General features: G+C 72.8%; 11 protein-coding genes and 1 tRNA gene. 7 read left to right on the forward strand and 5 right to left on the reverse strand.

What is annotated here, in order from left to right:
• The first annotated feature begins 99 nt into the window (after positions 1-99).
• Positions 100-1,098 (forward strand): LacI family DNA-binding transcriptional regulator, encoded by a 999-nt coding sequence (locus ACFYSC_RS34355; RefSeq protein ID WP_389969858.1) that lies wholly within the window; start codon positions 100-102, stop codon positions 1,096-1,098.
• Positions 1,099-1,142: 44 nt separating this feature from the next.
• Here the strand turns inward: ACFYSC_RS34355 and ACFYSC_RS34360 are convergent, their stop codons facing one another.
• Positions 1,143-2,387 (reverse strand): serine hydrolase domain-containing protein, encoded by a 1,245-nt coding sequence (locus ACFYSC_RS34360; protein ID WP_389969860.1) that lies wholly within the window; start codon positions 2,385-2,387, stop codon positions 1,143-1,145.
• 362 nt (positions 2,388-2,749) lie between these two features.
• Between ACFYSC_RS34360 and ACFYSC_RS34365 the strand changes: the two genes are divergently transcribed.
• The 3 genes from ACFYSC_RS34365 to ACFYSC_RS34375 all read left to right on the forward strand — a co-directional run bounded on the left by ACFYSC_RS34365 (position 2,750) and on the right by ACFYSC_RS34375 (position 7,885).
• Positions 2,750-5,656, forward strand: coding sequence for a BTAD domain-containing putative transcriptional regulator (locus ACFYSC_RS34365; RefSeq protein ID WP_389969862.1), 2,907 nt, complete (start codon positions 2,750-2,752; stop codon positions 5,654-5,656).
• Positions 5,657-5,834: 178 nt separating this feature from the next.
• Positions 5,835-7,316, forward strand: a complete 1,482-nt coding sequence (locus ACFYSC_RS34370) for an FAD-dependent oxidoreductase (RefSeq protein ID WP_389969864.1) — start codon at positions 5,835-5,837, stop codon at positions 7,314-7,316.
• A 233-nt stretch (positions 7,317-7,549) separates the two neighbouring features.
• Entirely contained in the window at positions 7,550-7,885 is a 336-nt protein-coding gene (locus ACFYSC_RS34375) for a hypothetical protein (protein WP_389969866.1), read from the forward strand.
• 112 nt (positions 7,886-7,997) lie between these two features.
• Here ACFYSC_RS34375 and ACFYSC_RS34380 read toward each other — a convergent pair whose 3' ends face one another.
• From ACFYSC_RS34380 to ACFYSC_RS34390, 3 genes are all read right to left on the reverse strand, one after another.
• The gene (locus ACFYSC_RS34380) at positions 7,998-9,560 is read right to left on the reverse strand and encodes an alpha-L-arabinofuranosidase B (protein WP_389969867.1); all 1,563 of its coding nucleotides are present in this window, start codon (positions 9,558-9,560) and stop codon (positions 7,998-8,000) included.
• A 523-nt stretch (positions 9,561-10,083) separates the two neighbouring features.
• Positions 10,084-12,345, reverse strand: coding sequence for a catalase (locus tag ACFYSC_RS34385; RefSeq protein WP_389969869.1), 2,262 nt, complete (start codon positions 12,343-12,345; stop codon positions 10,084-10,086).
• Between the two features lie 146 nt (positions 12,346-12,491).
• Positions 12,492-13,925 carry an endo-1,4-beta-xylanase gene (locus tag ACFYSC_RS34390; RefSeq protein ID WP_389969871.1) on the reverse strand — a complete coding sequence of 478 codons (1,434 nt, stop codon included), beginning with the start codon at positions 13,923-13,925 and terminating at the stop codon, positions 12,492-12,494.
• An 871-nt stretch (positions 13,926-14,796) separates the two neighbouring features.
• Here ACFYSC_RS34390 and ACFYSC_RS34395 point away from each other — a divergent pair.
• Positions 14,797-15,438 (forward strand): hypothetical protein, encoded by a 642-nt coding sequence (locus tag ACFYSC_RS34395; protein ID WP_389969873.1) that lies wholly within the window; start codon positions 14,797-14,799, stop codon positions 15,436-15,438.
• 181 nt (positions 15,439-15,619) lie between these two features.
• On the opposite strand, the gene ACFYSC_RS34400 is transcribed toward ACFYSC_RS34395, so the two are convergent.
• Positions 15,620-15,691, reverse strand: a tRNA-Val gene (locus ACFYSC_RS34400).
• 459 nt (positions 15,692-16,150) lie between these two features.
• On the opposite strand from ACFYSC_RS34400, the gene ACFYSC_RS34405 reads away from it, so the two are divergent.
• Both ACFYSC_RS34405 and ACFYSC_RS34410 read left to right on the forward strand, forming a co-directional pair.
• Complete coding sequence (locus ACFYSC_RS34405) at positions 16,151-16,567, forward strand: SsgA family sporulation/cell division regulator (protein WP_089210725.1); 417 nt, start codon at positions 16,151-16,153, stop codon at positions 16,565-16,567.
• Positions 16,568-16,856: 289 nt separating this feature from the next.
• Entirely contained in the window at positions 16,857-18,245 is a 1,389-nt protein-coding gene (locus tag ACFYSC_RS34410; RefSeq protein WP_389969875.1) for an LVIVD repeat-containing protein, read from the forward strand.
• The last annotated feature ends 151 nt before the right edge of the window (positions 18,246-18,396 follow it).

Genomic DNA, 18,396 nt, shown 5'->3' on the forward strand with positions numbered 1-18,396 from the left:
TCCGCGGGATCTCCCGGGCGATAAACTCGCCACCGATGGCGGCCCGGCCGAAGACGTCCGGGCCGGATCCGGACCGGACGGCGAAACACGGGGCGCGGCATGGTGACCATGGAGGACGTCGCCCGGCTCGCCGGAGTGTCGAAGATGACCGTCTCCAACGTCGTCAACGACCGCGAGGGGGTCAGCGACCTGGTCCGCCGGCGGGTGCTGGAGGCCATCCGGCAGTCGGGCTACCGCCTCAACGTCTCCGCCCGTTCCCTGAGGTCCGGGCGGACCGGCGTCATCGGCCTGGCCGTCCCCGAGGTGGAGGTCCCCTACTTCGGCCATCTCGCCGGCCTCGTCATCGACGCGGCCGGGCGCCGGGGCTACCACGTCGCGATCGAGCGGACCGGCGCGGCGGAGGCCGGGGAGGCCGGCGCGCTCACCCGTTCCCGCGTCCTGCAGTTCGACGCCCTGATCCTCAGCGCCGTCGCCCTCGACGGGCTGGACGAGCGGCTGACCGGCGCCGGCTTCCCCGTCGTCATGCTCGGCGAGCGGGACTTCGGCGGCCGCTTCGACCACGTCGCCATGCCCAACGAGGAGGGCATGAAGGCGGCGACCGTCCACCTGGCCGACCGGGGGTGCCGGAGGATCGGCATCGTCTCCGGCGTCCCCCGCGAGGGCGTGAACGTGGTGACGCGCCGCTACCGCGGCTACCTCGACGGGCTCGCCGAACGCGGCCTGCCCGCCGATCCGCCCCTGCTCTTCCCCCTGGACGGCATGACCATGGAGGCCGGCCGGGACGCCGCCCACCGCATGGTCGACTCCGGCCTGGAGGTCGACGGGGTGGTGGCGGTCACCGACACCGTCGCCCTCGGCGTCCTGCGGGGTCTGGCCGATCGCGGGCTGCGGGTTCCCGGCGACGTCCGCCTCATCGGCTTCGACGACGTTCCCGAGTCGCGTTTCCTCGTCCCCTCGCTGTCCTCGGTGGCGCCGGACCACCGGTGGATGGCGGAGAAGGCCGTCGAGCTGGCGGTACAGCGCGTCCGCGGCCCCCTCCGCCCGGCCGGGGAGCACGTCGCCCCCTTCGAGCTCGTGGTCCGCGAGTCGACGCGCTGAGCCCCCGCCGGACCGGCGGGGGCGGGTCGGAGGCGGGGCGCGGGTCAGAAGTAGTTCGGCGCGAGGTCCGTCGTCGGCCAGGTCTTCACACCTGAGGCGGCCTTGCCCAGGATCGGGTCGATCGAGTCGAAGTCCGGGGTGCCCTCCTCCTCCCTGCGGTTGAAGATCGCGCAGTAGCTGACGCCGTTCTGGATCCTCGCCAGGAACGCGAACGTGCCGGGCATGGAACCGTTGTGCCAGGTGTTGAGCCCGCCCTCGTTGTTGTTGCGGACGTACCAGCCGAAGCCGTACCACGAGCCGCCGGAGGTGACGCCCGTCTCGGGCTTGGCGAACACCCGGGAGAGCGACGTCGAGTTGAGCACCGGCCCGGCGGCGTCGAAGGCGAAGCCCCACTTGACCAGGTCGACGGCCGAGGCGAGCCAGCCGCCGTTGGCGTCCTGGTTCGGCATGTTGAAGCCGCCGTAGGGGTACGGCACGACCGTGCCCGAGTCGTCGAGGACGGTCTTGTTCGTGTACTTCGAGGCGTAGGGCACCTCGATGGATGCGGCCTCCGACGCGAGGCTGCCGCCCAGAACCGGCCTGGTGATCCCGAGGGGCGCCAGGAGCTTCTGCCTGACGTACGACTCATAGCTCATGCCGGAGACCTTCTCGATGATCCGGCCGAGCAGCATGTAGCCGTAGTTGCTGTAGACGTGCCTGGTGCCGGGATCGAAGTCGAGCTTCCTGGCGGTCGTCCACCTCATGATGTCGGCGTGGTCGACCGGCAGCGGCACGTCGAGCGACGCGGAGATCGCGTGGTCCGCCCAGAGCGGGTCCGGCGACGCGCCGCGGTCCCAGCCGCCGGTGTGCTGCAGCAGCCGCCAGACGGTGACCTTCGCCAGGCGCGGGTCGGTCGTGGTGGACAGCCCCAGCAGGGACGCCACCGACGCCCCGAGGCTCAGCTTGCCGTCCTGGGCCAGCCGGGCGATCGCGGCTCCCGTGATGTTCTTGCTGAGGCTGGCGACCCGGAAGAGGGACGTCGGCTGCACCTTCCGCAGGGTCGCCGACCGGCTGTAGACGCCGTAGCCGCGGGCGAGGAGGATCTTCCCCTTGCGGGCGACCGCGAGCTGGGCGCACCCGATGCCGCGTTCCGCGATGTAGGTCTTCATCGCGCTGTCGAACCCGGCGAGCGCGCTCGGCACGACGCCCGTGGTGATGGTCGCGGCCTCGGCGGGCCGGGCACCGAGCGCGAGCGCGGGCACGACCCCCGCGCCCGCCTGGAGGAGCCGTCGCCGGCTGATGGTCGTCACTTTCGCCCCCGTGTACGGAAAACTTTGAGGGTCTTTACTATCACGACCGAAACGTTCGGTGATGTCCATCCGTAATTCGGCCGGGATGGAACGTTCCGCGAGAGATGGGCGCCCGGAGAAGCCGGGTTCCCGCGGGGCACGGGATTCTCTCCGGAAGGCGGCGAGGAGACCGCTGCGCCCGGCCGGAAACGGGAGCATCATTGCCGCATGGCCGAACCGGTGCGTCCAGGCGTCCGCTCCCCCGCCCCCCGCCCAGCCCCCTCCGTCTCCCGCGCCGTCCGCGCCGACCGCGCCGACCGTGCCGACCGGGGACCCGGACGGCCGAACCTCCGTACGGCCGGCGGATCGAGGGAGGACCGCCGGTGAGACTCGCCGGGGACGTGCGGTTCGGGGTGCTCGGGTCGCTCCGGGCCGAGGTGGGCGATCGCCCGGCGGCGCTGGGCGGGTCCCGCCAGCGGGCCGTGCTGGCGCGGCTGCTGATCGCGCGGGGCAGGAGCGTCCCGGCGGAGCGGATCCTGTCCGAGGTCTGGGAGGGCTCCAGGGCGCCCTCCGTGACGACGCTCCACGGATACGTCGCCGACCTGCGCAGGACGCTGGAACCCGAGCGGGTCCCCGGCGCCCCGGCCCGGCTGCTGGTGCGCGAGGGGCCGGGATACGCCCTGCGCGCCGCCCCGGACGCGATCGACGCCGAGCGCTTCACGGAGCTGGCCGCCCGCGGCCGGCACGCGCTGGAGGACGGCGAACCTGAGGAGGCCGCCGACCTCCTGGGGCGGGCGCTCGCGCTCTGGCGGGGCCCGGCCTACGCCGACTTCGACGGGGCGGCGTTCGCGACGCCGGACGCGACCCGGCTGGAGGAGCTGCGGGCCACGGTGCGTGAGGACCGGCTCGCCGCCGTCATCGCGGCGGGGCGGCACGCCTCCGCCGTGGGCGAGCTGGAGGCGCTGGTCGCCGAACAGCCGCTGCGGGAGCGCGGCTGGGAGCTGCTGGCCCTCGCCCTGTACCGGTCGGGGCGGCAGGCCGACGCCCTCACCGCGCTGCGCAGGGTTCGCAGACGGCTGGCCGACGAGCTGGGCATCGACCCCGGCCCCGGCCTGCGTGACCTGGAGGCGGCGGTGCTCGCCCAGGACCCGCGGCTGGCCCCGGCTCCCGGGCGGCGGAACCCGCGGCCGGCCCCCGCGCCCGAGCGGCCCGGCCGCGTCCCCTCCCTCCGGGCCGCGGTCCCGGCGCCGCCCCCGGGCAACCTGCCGTTCGCGCTGTCCAGCTTCGTCGGCCGCGGCGGCGACCTCACGGCCGTCGCCGGCCTGCTGGACGGGCACCGGCTCGTCACGCTCACCGGTCCGGGCGGCGTCGGCAAGACCCGGCTGGCCCTGGAGGTCGCCCGCGCCCGAGCCGACGCCGACGGACCCTGGCTCGTCGAGCTGGGAGAGCGGCACGTGCCCGAGCCGCTGACCGCGACCCAGTTGCTGGCCGCGACCGTCGCCGACGCCCTGGGCCTGCCCACCGTCCCCTCCCCCGACCGGCTCGCCACGATGCTCGTCGAGCGCGACACGCTGATCGTCCTGGACAACTGCGAGCACCTGCTGGCTCCCGCCGCGGAGCTGGTCCACACCCTGCTGACCCGCTGCGGATCCGTGCGGATCCTGTGCACCGGCCGCGAGCCGCTGGGCATCACCGGTGAGGCGATCTACGAGGTGCCGCCCCTGCCCGCCGCCACGGAGGCCGTGGAACTGTTCCTGCACCGCGCGGCCGCCGCCCAGCCCGGCTGGACGCCCGAGCCGGGCGACCGGGAGCGGATCGCCGCCCTGTGCGAGGATCTCGACGGCATCCCGCTGGCCGTCGAGCTCGCCGCCGCGCAGTGCCGGATGCTGTCCGTCGGCCAGATCGCCGACGCCCTGGAGGACCGCTTCACCCTGCTGGTGGGCGGCTCGGCCGACCGCCCGGACCGCCACCGGACGCTGCTGGACACGGTCGCCTGGAGCGACCAGCTGCTGGAGCCGGACGAGCGCCGGCTGTTCTACCGGCTCGGCGTGTTCGCCTCCGGCTTCGACCTCGACGGGGCCGCCGCCGTCGGGGAGGTCTCCCCCGTCCTGGGGCCGCTGTCGGCTCTGGTCCGCAAGTCACTGGTCATCGCCGTGCCCGGCACGGCGCCGCGGCGCTACCGGATGCTGGAGACGCTGCGCCGGTACGCCACGGGCGCGCTCTCACCCGTCGAGCTGAACAACGCCGAGGAGCGCCACCGCGCCTGGGTCCTGGCCCGGGCCGAGAACGCCGAACGCCACCTCCGCGGCCCGCAGGGGGCGGAGCTGCTCGACCGGCTGAGCCTCGACCAGCCGGAGTTCCGGGCAGCGTTCACGTCGGCGCTGGCGGAAGGCGAGGGCGAATACGCACTGCGGCTGGGCAGCGCGCTCTTCTGGTTCTGGTTCCGCCGGGGCCATGTCGCGGAGGGGACGGCCTGGCTGCTGGACGGGTTCGTCTGGGCCCCCTGGGCGAGCGCGGGCCTCCGGGCGCCGGCCCGGCTCGCCGACGCGGCGCTGAACTACCTGGCCGGGTATCCGGAGGCGGGGTACGAGAGGGCGAGCAGGGCCGTGGAGGAGGCCCGCGAGGCCGGTGACCCGGTGACGGAGGCGGGCGCCGCCGCCTACGCCGCATATCTGGGCCTGCTGACCGGGGTTCCGCTCGACGCCGCGTCGTCGGCCCGCGCGGCCGTCGAGATGGCCCGGGGCACCGCCCAGGTCTGGCTGGAAGCCGAGACGCTCATGATCCAGGGCATGGTGCTGCGGATCCTGGGAGACCTGCCGGGTGCCGGCACGGCCTTCCGGGAGGCCCTCGCCGCCGCCCGCGCCAGCGGCCACGACTGGGTCGCGGACGGTGTCGCCTGGTGCGACCTGAAGACCGCCTGCGACCGCGGGGACGGCCTCCGGGCCCTGGCCGTCGCGGGGGACGTGCTGGCCGCGATGGACCGCTACGGGGACACCTCCTTCTGGCTGGTGACCGTGCACAGCGCGGCCCGCGCGCTGGTGCTGGCCGGGCGGGCCGAGGAGGCGGCCGTGCTGATGGGCGCGGTGCGGGCCATCGGATCCCGGGCCGGTGTCTCCCCGGAACTGATGGACCCGCTGGACGGGCCGCGCGAGGCCGCCGCGGTCCGCGAGGCGCTGCCGCCGGAGGAGTACGAACGGCATGCCGCCCGCGGCGGCGCGCTGTCCCGGCAGGAGGTGAGCGCCCTGCTCACCACCCTGATCGCCGACCTGACCGGCCGCCGCTCCCCCTGACGGCCGGGGCCGCGGTCACTGGGAGAACGCTGGGAGGTCGCTGGGCGGTCACCGGGCGACCGCCGGGTGACCGCTGGGGAAGCCGTCTCCCGGCGGCCTCCCAGCGGCCGCGCACATCCTCATGTCGTGAGCACGGCGCCGCCCCGCGGGGCGGCCGGACGACGAGGGTGAGGACGCCATGGAGGACACCGGCCACCGGCCATCCGGGGACGGCGGGGACAACAGACATTCTGGATATGCCGTATATGCCGGGCACTCGGAGTCTCCCGGCCGCGACGGTCGCGGTGAGCGGCCCGGACACCCGGGGCACGCCGTCGTCGCCGGGGCGGGGATGGGCGGCCTGCTGGCGGCCCGGGTGCTGAGCGAGACGTTCGGCCGGGTCACGGTGGTCGACCGCGACGCGCTGCCCGTCGAGGGCGTCCCGCGGCGGGGCGTGCCGCAGGGCCGTCACGCGCACGGGATGCTGTCGCGGGGCTGCGAGGTGCTGGAGGAGCTGTTCCCCGGACTCACCGCGGACCTCGTCGCGATGGGCGCCGTCGCCTGCGACCTCCAGGGCGACGTCCGCTGGTACAACGACGGCAGGCTGCTGCGCCCCGCGCCCTCGCGGCTGCGCGGACTGTCGGTGAGCCGGCCGCGGCTCGAACGCTCCCTGCGGTCCCGGGTGGAGGCCCTTCCGGGCGTGACGATCCTCGACGGCTGCGAGGTGGTCGAGCCGATCACCGGCGCCGGCGGCGCGGTCACCGGAGTGCGGCTGCTGCACCCCGGTGGCCGGCCGCGGGACATGGCGGCCGACCTCGTGGTGAACGCCACCGGCCGGGGCAACCGGGGCGCCGAGTGGCTGCGCCTGCTGGGGTACGGGCCGGTGCCGGAGGAACGCGTCGAGTCCCGGCTGATGTACGTCTCGCGCGAGTACCGGCGCCGGCCGGGCGACTGCGACGCCGTCGCCCTCATCGTGGGGCACAGCGCGGCCGTCCCCAGGGGCGGGGTCGCGCTCAGCGCGGAGGGCGACCGCTGGCTGGTCACCCTGTACGGCATGGGCGACGACGTCCCGCCCGCCGACCCCGAGGGGTACCACCGGTTCGCCGCCCGGCTCCCGGTCCCCGCTCTGCACGACCTCCTGCGGCGGCTCGAACCGCTCGGGGAGCCGCGGCCGATGCGCATCCCGGTGAGCGTCCGCCGCCGGTACGAGCGGCTGGACCGCTTCCCCGAGGGCTACGTGGTGTTCGGCGACGCCCTGTGCCAGTTCAACCCCACCTACGGGCAGGGCATGACGGTGGCGGCCTGCGAGGCCGCCGCGCTGCGCGACTGCCTGGCGGACGGAGGGCCGGGCGGCCTGGCCCGCCGCTTCTTCCGGCGCGCCGCGCGGATCATCGACGTGCCGTGGGACATGTCGGCCGGCGGGGACCTGCGGTTCCCGTCCGTCGAGGGCCGGCGCACCGCGCGCCTGCGGCTGCTGAACGGCTACCTCGCCCGTCTCCACGTGGCCGCCGAGGCGGACCCGGTGGTCGGGAACGCCTTCCTGAGCGTCGCCAACCTGCAGGAGCCGCCGCGGCGGCTGCTGTCGCCGGGCGTCGTGGCCCGGGTGCTCCTGCCGCGGCCGGGCGGCGTCCCGGCCGGTCCCCGGGCCGCCGCCCGGGAGGGGATCCCAGCCGGCCGCTGAAGGCCCCGGCCCTGCGACCCCCTCCCTGCGGACCCCCTCCCTGCGGACCCGCCCCGGCGGGCCGCCCACCACCGGCCCCGTCGGGCCGGCGTGTCGTCCTCCCGGCCCGGCAGGGCGGGAGAACGGCGCCTTCACGGCCCTTCGGGGCCGGGCACCGTACCTCACCTCCCCTGATGAGGCGGTCCCGGAAGGGACCGGAGAACCCAGCGAAACCCATGCGAAAGGACATCACCATGATCAAGAACCTCGTGACCGGAGTCGTGCTGGCGGCCGCCGTCGTGGCGGGCGGGGCGGCCGTCGCGACCCCGGCCTCCGCGCAGACCGGCTCCGCGGGCAACGCGGTCTGGGTCGAGCCCGGCGCCACCAGATCGTTCCTCGTCATGTGCCCCTCGTACGCGCCCACGATGCTGACCGACACGATCAGCGTCACCGCCGGCGCCGGGGTGTCGGTCACGACGAGCCTGGACACCGACTCCGACGCCTTCAGCCGTGACAGGCTCACGGTGACGGCCGCCAACGGAGGCGCCGTCCGCGTCTACGTCTCGGCCAAGGCGTCCTGCACGAGCTGACCCCGCCCATCCGCTTCCGGGCCGCGGTCCCACCCGGATGAGCAGCGGAGGGGCGAGGACGACGGGAGCCGTCCCCATCGGATGGGGACGGCTCCGCTCTGTTCGCCGGCGGCTACGCCCACGGAGGGGCGACGATCCAGCTCACGTCGTCACTCCACGAGGTGGGGCTGTCGAAGGCGTTCGAGCCGCCGTTGGCGGCGATGTAGACGGTGTCGTAGTAGTGGCGGACGAACCGGTCCGGATAGTTGTACGAGGCCAGTGAGACGCCCTGGCCGTTCTTCCCCGACTGCGGGCAGAACGTCGCGTCGGCGGCGAACAGCGAGCTGCCGTCGTTCGCCTGCCGGTACAGCCGGTAGTTGTAGTGCCGAAGGAAGCTGCCGGGGTAGTTCCTCGACTCGAACGACACGCACGAGCCGCCGGCCAGGCCGGCGCGCACGATCCAGGTGGCGTCGTTCTTGTCGGTGGCGGAGCTGGACGAGGTGATCACCGAGGTGACGGCGTTGTCGTTCTGGTGCCGGATGTAGCGGCCGGTGCAGCAGGCCGTCGTCGCACGCAGCGATACCGACGAGCCGGGGGTGAGCGTCCCGCCCGTACCGCCGCCCGTCGCGTACCCGGCGGCGACGATGTTGGCCTGCACCGCGTTCTCGGTGGCGTCCGACGGGTAGCCGGAGGTCATCACGCCCTCGTAGAAGGTGCCTCGGGCGCCGATGCTGTTGTCGCCGCCGATGCCGAGGATGATGGCGCCCTCCTTCTTCATCGGGTTGTAGCCCGGCACGTTGGGCCGCACCCCGTTGTAGAAGGTCGAAAGGCCGCCGGACTGGGCGTTGCCGCCCCGGATGGCCCAGTGGTTGGGCTCGCCCTTGACGACGGCGGTCAGGAACCGGTGGCTGATGCTGGGGTCGCCCGCGTTGTACTTCTGGTTGACGCCGGAGAACAGGCCGTTCTCCAGGTCGGCCATGATCCAGGGGCCGTTGCCGGCGCCGTAGCCCCAGACCTTGTTGTTGCCGAAGTAGATGGCCTCCATGGTGCCGTTGCCGTTGTCGCGGCTGTTGGTCTCGGCGTTGCCGTAGTCGAAGCAGCAGCCGCCGTTGTAGTGGGTGCCGTCGAAGATGGCGTACATGCCCTCGGGCTGGTCGCCCCTGGCGACGCCGTTGGTGGCGTTGTTGCGGTACCCGGTGCCCGGAGCCACGTAGACGCCGTACGCCTTGTGCCCGCCGACCATGATCGGCGCCAGCGTCGCGTCCGCCAGGTTGTCGTATCCGCCCGGAGCCGGTCCGGAGAACCCGCCGGGAGGGGCCTGGGTGAGGCGGTTGTTGCGTCCCGACTGGTCGTAGATGACCGTGATCAGGCAGGTGGCGGCGGCGCAGAAGGAGTCCTGCGCGGCGGCGTCGGCGACTCCGCCCGCACTCAGCACGCCGATGTCGCGGGTGGCGTTGTCGGAGGAGCGGCGCACCTGGTACAGCGGCCCGTTGTAGGCGCCGTACAGCGCGCGGGTCGTGCTGTGCGCCGCCACGCAGGGCGTGCCGCCCGCGGCATAGATGTCACACGGCTGCGATGTCGCGGCCTGCGACGGAGCGGAGACGCCGGACAGCAGACCGGCGGCGAGCGCGATGGTCGCGCCCGCGGACAGCAATGCCTTTTTGAAGTGCCGTGACCGGGATCGGACGGACATCATGAACATCTGCCTTCCAGGGGGTGTGCCATGGATTCCGGGGGTTTCGGGCATGATTCACCGACCGAAAGACATGGGTGATCGCCACGTGATCAATCGCATGGCAAGATGCCCGCTGACCTGCGGAATCGTGACAGAAAAGGGAAAGACGTTTATTTTGTTAGCGTTAACATAAATGCGGGTGGCAAGTCCTCCGTAGTTTCGATGCGTATTAGGCCGACCGGCCCACTATGAAACGTGCCCGCGTGTTACGTCAAGGTTTCAGTCAGGTCATTGTGAACCGCGGGGTCCGCGGCGCCGTACGGAGGGATCCGTCGCCGGGCCCGGACCGCCGCGTCCCGCCCGCACGACCGGGACGCCCCCTGGCCGGATCCCCGCGGGCGAGCAGATCGCTCACGGGGATCCGGCCAGGCGGCGTCGACGCCGCCGGGCCCGGGACCTCACGTCGGCACCGCCGGACGCCGGAACCTCACGTCGGCATCCCGGATGCCGGGACCTCACCTCGGCGCCGCCGGACGCCGGGGCCTCAGGAGACCGAGGCGGGGAACCGTTCCCAGACGCGGTGGGCGGCCATCAGCCCGCGCACGCCGGCGAGGACCTCCGTGGCGGAGTCGCCTCGGACGACGCCCGGCGCGCCGATGATCCCGGCGCGCTCCAGCACGGCCACGCCGGTGCCCCAGGCGCCGATCGCCTTGGCGTGCCGCCAGCACTCGTCGATCAGGAGCGTCACGCGCGGGTCCACCACGGCGGAATCGGCGGCGCCCGCCTTGGCGTCGCGTGCGGGCACGGCGTCGGGCGCGGGCGCCGGCGCGGCGGCCAGCAGCAGCGCGTCGAACTCGATCGACCGCGCGGTGGCGAAGGTCCGCTGCACGGGCAGGTCCCCCACCATGCCGCCGTGCGGGGCGATCAGCAGCGGCACCATGCCGGCGGCGAACACGGCCGCACGCAGCTCGCGCACACCGTCGAGGTCGGCGTCATCGTCGACGACGACGCCGACGATGCGGCCGTCGGCCGGCCACTCACCGCCCACCTGCGAGAGCGCGGGGCTGGGCGCCGTGTCGACGAGCGGCAGCGCCGGCTCCGGCGCGGGCAGTCCCAGCCCGGTGGCGACCTCCTGGCAGAGGACCGGGTCGATGTTCGCCAGGCACTGGAGCTGGCGCTCCTTGATCGCCTGCTCGTAGCACTTGCCCAGCTCGAAGGTGTAGGCGCGGATGATGTGCTCCTTCTCCACCGGAGACATGCTCCGCCAGAACAGGCGCGTCTGGCTGTAGTGGTCGTCGAAGGACACGGGGTTGGCGCGGACCTTGCGCGCCCGGGCGACCTCGACCGGCGCGTCGACGAACGCGTTCTCGGCGTCACCGGCGACGAACGGGTTGCCGCCGTCGAGGGAGTTCGGCCGGTACGGCGCGACCCCGGCGTGTACGGCGTGCTGGTGGAAGCCGTCCCGCAGCATGTCGTTGACCGGGCAGTGGGGGCGGTTGACCGGGATCTGCGCGAAGTTCGGGCCGCCCAGCCGCGTGATCTGCGTGTCGAGGTAGGAGAACAGCCGCGTCTGCAGCAGCGGGTCGTTGGTGACGTCGATGCCCGGCGGCAGGTGGCCGACGTGGAAGGCGACCTGCTCGACCTCGGCGAAGAAGTTCGTGGGCGTCCGGTTGAGCGTCATCTTCCCGATCGGCTGCACCGGCGCGAGCTCCTCGGGCACGATCTTGGTCGGGTCGAGCAGGTCGATGCCCTCGAAGGTCTCGTCGGGGGTGTCGGGGAACACCTGGATGCCGAGCTCCCACTCGGGATGGGCGCCGGCCTCGATCGCGTCGTAGAGGTCGCGGCGGTGGAAGTCGGGGTCCATGCCGCCGAGCATCTGCGCCTCCTCCCAGGTCAGGGAGTGCACGCCGAGCTTGGGCTTCCAGTGGAACTTGACCAGCACCGTCTCCCCGGCGTCGTCGACCAGCCGGAAGGTGTGGACGCCGAAGCCCTCCATCATCCGGAAGGAGCGCGGGATCCCGCGGTCGGACATGTTCCACATCGTGTGGTGCTGCGCCTCGGTGTGCAGGGAGACGAAGTCCCAGAACGTGTCGTGCGCGCTCTGCGCCTGCGGGATCTCCCGGTCGGGGTGCGGCTTGCCGGCGTGGATGACGTCGGGGAACTTGATGCCGTCCTGGATGAAGAAGACCGGGATGTTGTTGGCGACGAGGTCGAAGGTGCCCTCGTCGGTGTAGAACTTCGTCGCGAAGCCGCGGGTGTCGCGGACCGTGTCGGCCGAGCCGCGCGAGCCGAGGACGGTGGAGAACCGCACGAAGACGTCGGTCTTCCGCCCCTTCTTGAGGAACCCGGCCCTGGTCACCGCCTCGGCGGTGCCGTAGGCCTCGAACACGCCGTGGGCGCCGGCGCCCCGGGCGTGGACGACACGCTCGGGGATGCGCTCGTGGTCGAAGTGCGTGATCTTCTCGCGCAGGTGGTGGTCCTGCAGCAGGGTCGGGCCGCGCTCTCCCGCCTTCAGCGAGTGGTCGGTGTCGCGCAGCCGCGCCCCCTGCGCGGTGGTGAGGTAGGCGCCCTGCTGGCCCTTGGCGGTGGCGGGCACGCCGGTCTCCGCCCCGGTCGGCGTGACGGTCGCCGGAGCGCCCTGCTCCCTCTTCGGCGGCAGCGGGTCGCGCGGCGTGGTCGGCTCCTCGACGGTCGGCGGGGCACTCCCCGGCGAACCGGGGACATCCGGGGTCAGAGCGTCGGCCACCTTCTCGGCGGCGTTCTTCACCACGTCTTTGACCGCCTTGGCGGGCTTGCTCGCATCCATCCGGCGAATTCCTCCACGGAGTATGTAAGACCAGGTCAGCGGCCTTACCCGTGGGTAGGGGGGTGAAACCTCCGATCGATCTTCCGGCCGGGCCGCCCCCTGAGACGGCCCGGCCGGTGTGGCGTCGGTCGCCGCCGGACGGAGGGTCAGGCGACGGTGCAGGAGGCGCCGTTGAGGGTGAAGGAGTCCGGCTTCGAGGTGTTGCCGGTGTGGCCGGCCTGGAAGCCGATGTCGGTCGTCGCCCCGGGGGCGAGCGTGCCGTTGTAGTCGACGTTGCGCGCGGTCACCCGGCCGCTGGAGGGCGAGTAGGTGGCGTTCCAGCCCGAGGTGATGGTCTGGCCGGAGGGCAGGGTGAACTCCAGCGACCAGCCGTTGAGCGTCGACGAACCGGTGTTGGTGATGCTGATGCCGGCGGTGAAACCGTTACCCCAGGAGTTCATCGTGTAGCTCACCCGGCACGCGCCGGTGCCGGTGGTCGGCGTCGAGGTCGGCGTCGACGTGGGCGTCACGGTGGGGGTGGCGGTGGGGGTCGCCGTCGAGCCGGCGTTGTTGAGGGCGTTGAGCACGGAGGTGTAGGCGGGCTTCTTGTTACCGCTCGCGTCGAACAGCAGGGGGTTCTCCCCCGTGCGCCAGGAGTCGCTGTCGCGGATGCCCCACACCGTGATGCCGGTGCACCGGGAGACCGCCAGGCAGGCGCGCGTCACCGCGGCGTACACGTTGGCCTGGTTGGAGCCCTGGGCCACGTCCAGCTCGGTGATCTGCACGTCCACCCCGAGGTCGGCGAAGCGCTGCAGGTTGGCCTGGTAGTCGCCCGGTATCGTGGTGCCCAGGTGGGACTGGAAGCCCACGCAGTCGATCGGCACGCCGCGGGCCTTGAAGTCGCGCACCATGTTGTAGATGCCGGTGCTCTTGGCGTTGATCCCGTCGGTGTTGTAGTCGTTGTAGCAGAGCTTGGCCCCCGGGTCGGCGGCCCGCGCCGCCCGGAACGCGGCCTCGATCCAGTCGTTGCCGGTGCGCTGCAGGTTGGAGTCGCGCCGGCCGCCGGAGCCGCCGTCGGCGAACGCCTCGTTCACCACGTCCCACGAGTTGATCTTGCCGCGGAAGTGGGTGGCGACCTGGGTGACGTGGTTGATCGCGGCGTTGCGCAGCGCCGAGCCCGACAGGTTCTGCGCCCAGCGGGGCTGCTGGTTGTGCCACAGTAGGGTGTGGCCCCGGACCTTCATCCCCTGGCCCATCGCGTGGTTGACGAGCCGGTCGCCGCCGCTGTAGTTGAACTGGTTCTGGTTGGGCTCGGTCGCGTCCCACTTCATCTCGTTCTCGGCGACCACCGAGTTGAACTCCCGGTTCAGGATGCTCACGTAGGTGGAGTCGCCGAGCTTCCCACCCGCCACCGCGGCGCCGAAGAAGCGGCCGCTCTGCGCGGCCGCCGCGCCCAGCGTGGTGGCCGCGCCGGACGCCGAGGTCGGCAGCGCCAGCATGAGGCCGGCTCCCAGCACACCGGCGGCGGTGACGGCGGTCAACCGGCCGAAGCCGCCTGGGGTCCGTCGGCGGCCGGGGCCGGGAACGGTGTTTTCGAGCATGGCTGTCCCTTCGTCGGACATCGATCTGGAGAAATCGGATTGATCTTGAGGTGATCGGGTCGCGGCGCGTCCGTCGCCGGTCCGCCGGCGTGCCCCGGACGTGGACGGGCCCGCCCACGTCCCGGCGCGCGCGTCCGGCGTCCGGCAGGCGGGATCCGCCCAGGTGGGCAGGCCCGGCGGCCACGGCGGGGACGGCACGTCAGGCTCCGGCGCGCGCGGTGGCCGTGGGGAGTCCCACCCGGGCTCCCCACGGCCGGCGCGCCCGGGACGGTCTCCCAGCCGGCCCCGGGCGGGATTCCGCGGCGCTTCGCGTCACGGGCGGGGTCGCGGCCCGCGAAGGAGGCGGCGGTGCCGCTATCGCTTGTTAGCGCTAACAAGTGACGACCTCCCGGGCCATACGACCACCGCGGGAAACGCGGCGGTGTCGCGGAGTACATCCGAAGGGCCGGGACGCGTCAACAAACCCCGCCCGCCCCGTACCGGCCACCCCCGCCCTCCGCCCCTCCGGCCTGGCTCTTCACGAGACGACGGCGACACCCGGACGGCCCGGACCGGTGAAAATTTCACCCGGGCCCGACCGGCGAGCGTCATCGGCGGAAGACCGCGCGACGGTGATCAGAGCGGATCGCGCAGACGCCCGGGAGCGAGACCCGCCTGCCGCACGATGGAGGCGAGCGTGCCGACGGCCAGGGTTCCATGCAGCGGCACGATCACCGTGCGGGTCTCGTCCTCCGCGACCCGGCGCGGCTCGCAACGGCCGCCCCTGCCGGATATCGTCCTGCCCCGGGCATGCCGGGAGACGGCGTTCGGACGCGTGCACCGTCCCGGTCTTCTAGGGTTCGGCGAACCAGACGGAAACGGTGGGGGCGCGATGAGTACGGACGGCCGGATCGAGCGGGCCAGGACGCTGTACGAGCGAGCGGTCTTCGGGGACGACACCGATGCCGTGGCGGCGGCCGATCGGGAACTGGACGCGGTGGAGGCGGACCTCGCCCTCGCCCGGGGCCGTGTCGCGCACGCGCGGTTCCTCGGCGACGGACGCGAGGATCCTCAGGAGCTGAGGCTGTTCGAGCGCGCCGCCGACCTCTACCGGGACCTCGGAGACGTACGCGGCGAGGCGGAGGCCCTGTTCTGGATGGGGTGCTTCCATCAGGTCGTACGGGACGACGACGCCGCGGCGGTCCCCCTGCTGGAGCGGTCGCACCGGGAAGCGGTGCGCGCCGATGACGCTCTGACCGCGTCCTACGCCCTCCGGCACCTGGGCATCGCGGATCAGATGGCGGGCCGCCCGAAGGCGGCGCGGGAACGCCTGGAGGAGTCGACCCGGCTCCGCCGCGAGATCGGGTTCCTTTCCGGCGTCGCCGCCAACCTGGTCGGACTGGCCTACGTCAACGCCGCGGAAGGCCGCCGCGACGAGGCTCTGGGACTGCTCGACGAGGCCGGCTCGATCGCCGAGACCGAGGGCGCCCGCGGCGTACTGCGCCAGATCCGGGAGGCGCGGGGCCGGCTGTGAACGACCGTCTTCCACGAGCCGGCCGGGGCCGGAGGACGTCCCGCGCCGGCCGGTGATCCCCGCCCCGGGAACAACGGGCGGAGGGGCGGGGGCGGGGGCGATCCGTCCCCGCCCGGGGGCCACGGTGGCCCGTGAGACCAGAAGAGGCCATCCGTGTGATCACGGATGGCCTCTGATGCGGTGGGCGATACTGGGATCGAACCAGTGACCTCTTCGGTGTGAACGAAGCGCTCTCCCGCTGAGCTAATCGCCCGCCCTGTCCGGCGCCTTGCGGTGCCGACGTGGAAAACCATACAGCACTCCCGGCGTTCTGGCGAAGCGCGCCCCGGGCCGCCGGACGCCCGCGAGGGCGACACGATGACGGCCCAAAGATCGGAGGATGCGTCCACCGGAGGGCTACGGTGTCATAGCATCGACCTAGTCCGAACAAGCACTGAACCAGCCCAGGCTGACCCCCTATGCCCGAGACGCCCTGCCCGGGGAGTCGACGGTGACCAAAACGATACGCAAAACCCTTGTAAATATGGCCCTGTTGGAGATGTTTAGCCAGGTAGAGGCCCAAATGTCGCGCTGTGATGTGTGTTACAGAAGGGCCTGGAGGCGGAATCTTTCCTACAGGTTTCTTTGTTCCGCGTCATAGCTCGGGACACAGTCCGCCAGAGCAGTGAAAGCCCCGCAGAGGGGACCTACGACGAAAAAGGTTTGGCTGACGATGAACAGCTCCACCGTCTCCGCCGAGCTTGGCCTTCGGCTTGTGGTCCCCGACCGTACCACCGTCCCCCTGCTCGCCGGTCTCAGCTACACGGCCGATGACCCGTACGCGATCAGAATGGCATTCCATGTGGGAAACGACGAACCGGTCGAGTGGATCTTCGCCCGCGAGTTGCTGACCGTGGGCATCGTACGGCGCGTCGGCGACGGCGACGTCCAGGTGTGGCCCGCGCGCGCCGACGGCGAGCGCACCCTGCACATCAGCCTCACGTCCCCGTTCGGGCAGGCCCTGTTCGAGGTGCCGCTGGCTCCGCTGACGGAGTTCCTGCACCGCACCTACGAACTCGTGCCGGCCGGACGGGAGACCGACTTCATGGACCTCGACGCAGAGCTCAGCAACATGCTCTGGAGCTCCTGAGCCTCCTCATCCGGCGCAACCCCGCGCCCGCCGCGACGACGGCGGGCGCGCCCGGGCCCGTGTACGGAACACGGCGTGGATCCGGGTCCCCGCGTACGGCGCACGGTTTCGACCCGGGTCCCGCGTACGGCGAGCGCTCTCGATCCCGGTCTTCGTGTACGGCGAGCGCCTCCGACCCGGGTCCCGCGTACGGCGAGCGCCTCCGATTCCCGTCCCCACGTACGGCGAGCGGCTTCCATAATGGGGCAAAGGCCGCCGACGTGATGGGAACCCCGTGCGATCGACCGTGGTGCCAGTCCTGATCACCCTGCTGCTCGCCGCGGGATGCGCCGCCGGCCCCGATCCCGCGGGGCGCACGGGGACCGCGGACACCGGGGGATCCCGGGCCGCTCCGTCGGCGCGGACCGGCGGACCGGCGTCCGAGGACGTCTCGCACAGCCCCAACGTCACCCACGTGGCCAACGTCCCGCCCGCGGCGCCGTTCGACGGCCCCGACTCCTGGGGGACCGACCTGGCCTTCGAGGGGAACCACGCGTTCGTCGGCAACTACGACGGCTTCACCGTGTACGACATCACGGACCCCGGGAAGCCCGCGGTGCTCAGCCGGGTGCTGTGCCCCGGCGCGCAGAACGACGTGTCGGTGCACGGGAACCTGCTGTTCCTGTCGGTCGACTCCCCCCGTCGCGGGTCGCGGTGCGACACCGACCGGGGCGCGGCCCGGCTCTCCGAGGGGTGGGAGGGCATCCGGATCTTCGACATCACCGACAGGACCCGTCCCGTCTTCGTCTCGGCGGTCCGCACCGACTGCGGCTCCCACACCCACACCCTCGTGCCCGGCGACGACCCGCGGACCGTGTACCTCTACGTCTCCTCCCCCGGCCCCGAGCCGGACTCCCGGACCTGTCCCGCGCCGCACGACAGGTTCTCGGTGGTGAAGGTCCCGGTCGGGAAGCCGGCGGCGGCCAGGGTGGTCGCGCGGCCCCGGATCTCCGGCACCGAGGACGTCGATCACCCCGCGGGCTGCCACGACATCACGGTCTACCCGGAGAAGGACCTGGCGGCGGCTGCCTGCTTCGGCGACGGATTCCTGCTGGACATCTCCGACCGCGTCCGTCCCAAGGTGCTCCAGCGGGTGCGCGACGAGAAGCACTTCGCGCTGTGGCACTCGGCCACCTTCTCCGGCGACGCCCGGAAGGTGGTCTTCGGCGACGAGTTGGGCGGCGGCACCGTCGCCACCTGCGACGCCGGCACCCCGGCGAACCGCGGGGCGAGCGCGGTGTACGACGTCGTCGGCGGCCGGACCCTCCGGCTGCGCTCCTACTTCAAGATCCCCCGCGAGCAGCGGCCCGGGGAGAACTGCGTCGCGCACAACGGGTCGCTGCTGCCGGTCCCCGGCCGGGACGTCATGGTCCAGTCGTGGTACCAGGGCGGGGTGTCGATCTGGGACTTCACCGACGCGGCGCGTCCGAAGGAGATCGGCTTCTTCGAGCGCGGCCCCCTCGAAGACGGCCGGGCGGGCGGCTCGTGGTCGGCCTACTACTACAACGGCCACATCTACTCCAGCGACATGACCCGGGGCCTGGACGTGCTCCGTGTCGATGACCCGCTGACCGACCCGGCGAAGAAGGTCAGGCTGGAGGAGCTGAACGCCCAGACCCAGGTGTCCTACGCGGACTGACCGGACGGCCCCGGGGGCGCCGCCGGACGGCGGCGCCCCCCGGGGCCCGCCGCGGCGCGGCCCGGCCCCCGGAAGCGGCCCCGCGGCGGCTCACCGGGCGCGGGCGGCGGCGCCCCCCGCGGCGAAGACCCCCCACGCCCTGGAGGGGATC

Origin of the sequence: Streptosporangium sp. NPDC004379 (assembly GCF_042873875.1) — a bacterium.
Classification (GTDB): domain Bacteria; phylum Actinomycetota; class Actinomycetes; order Streptosporangiales; family Streptosporangiaceae; genus Streptosporangium.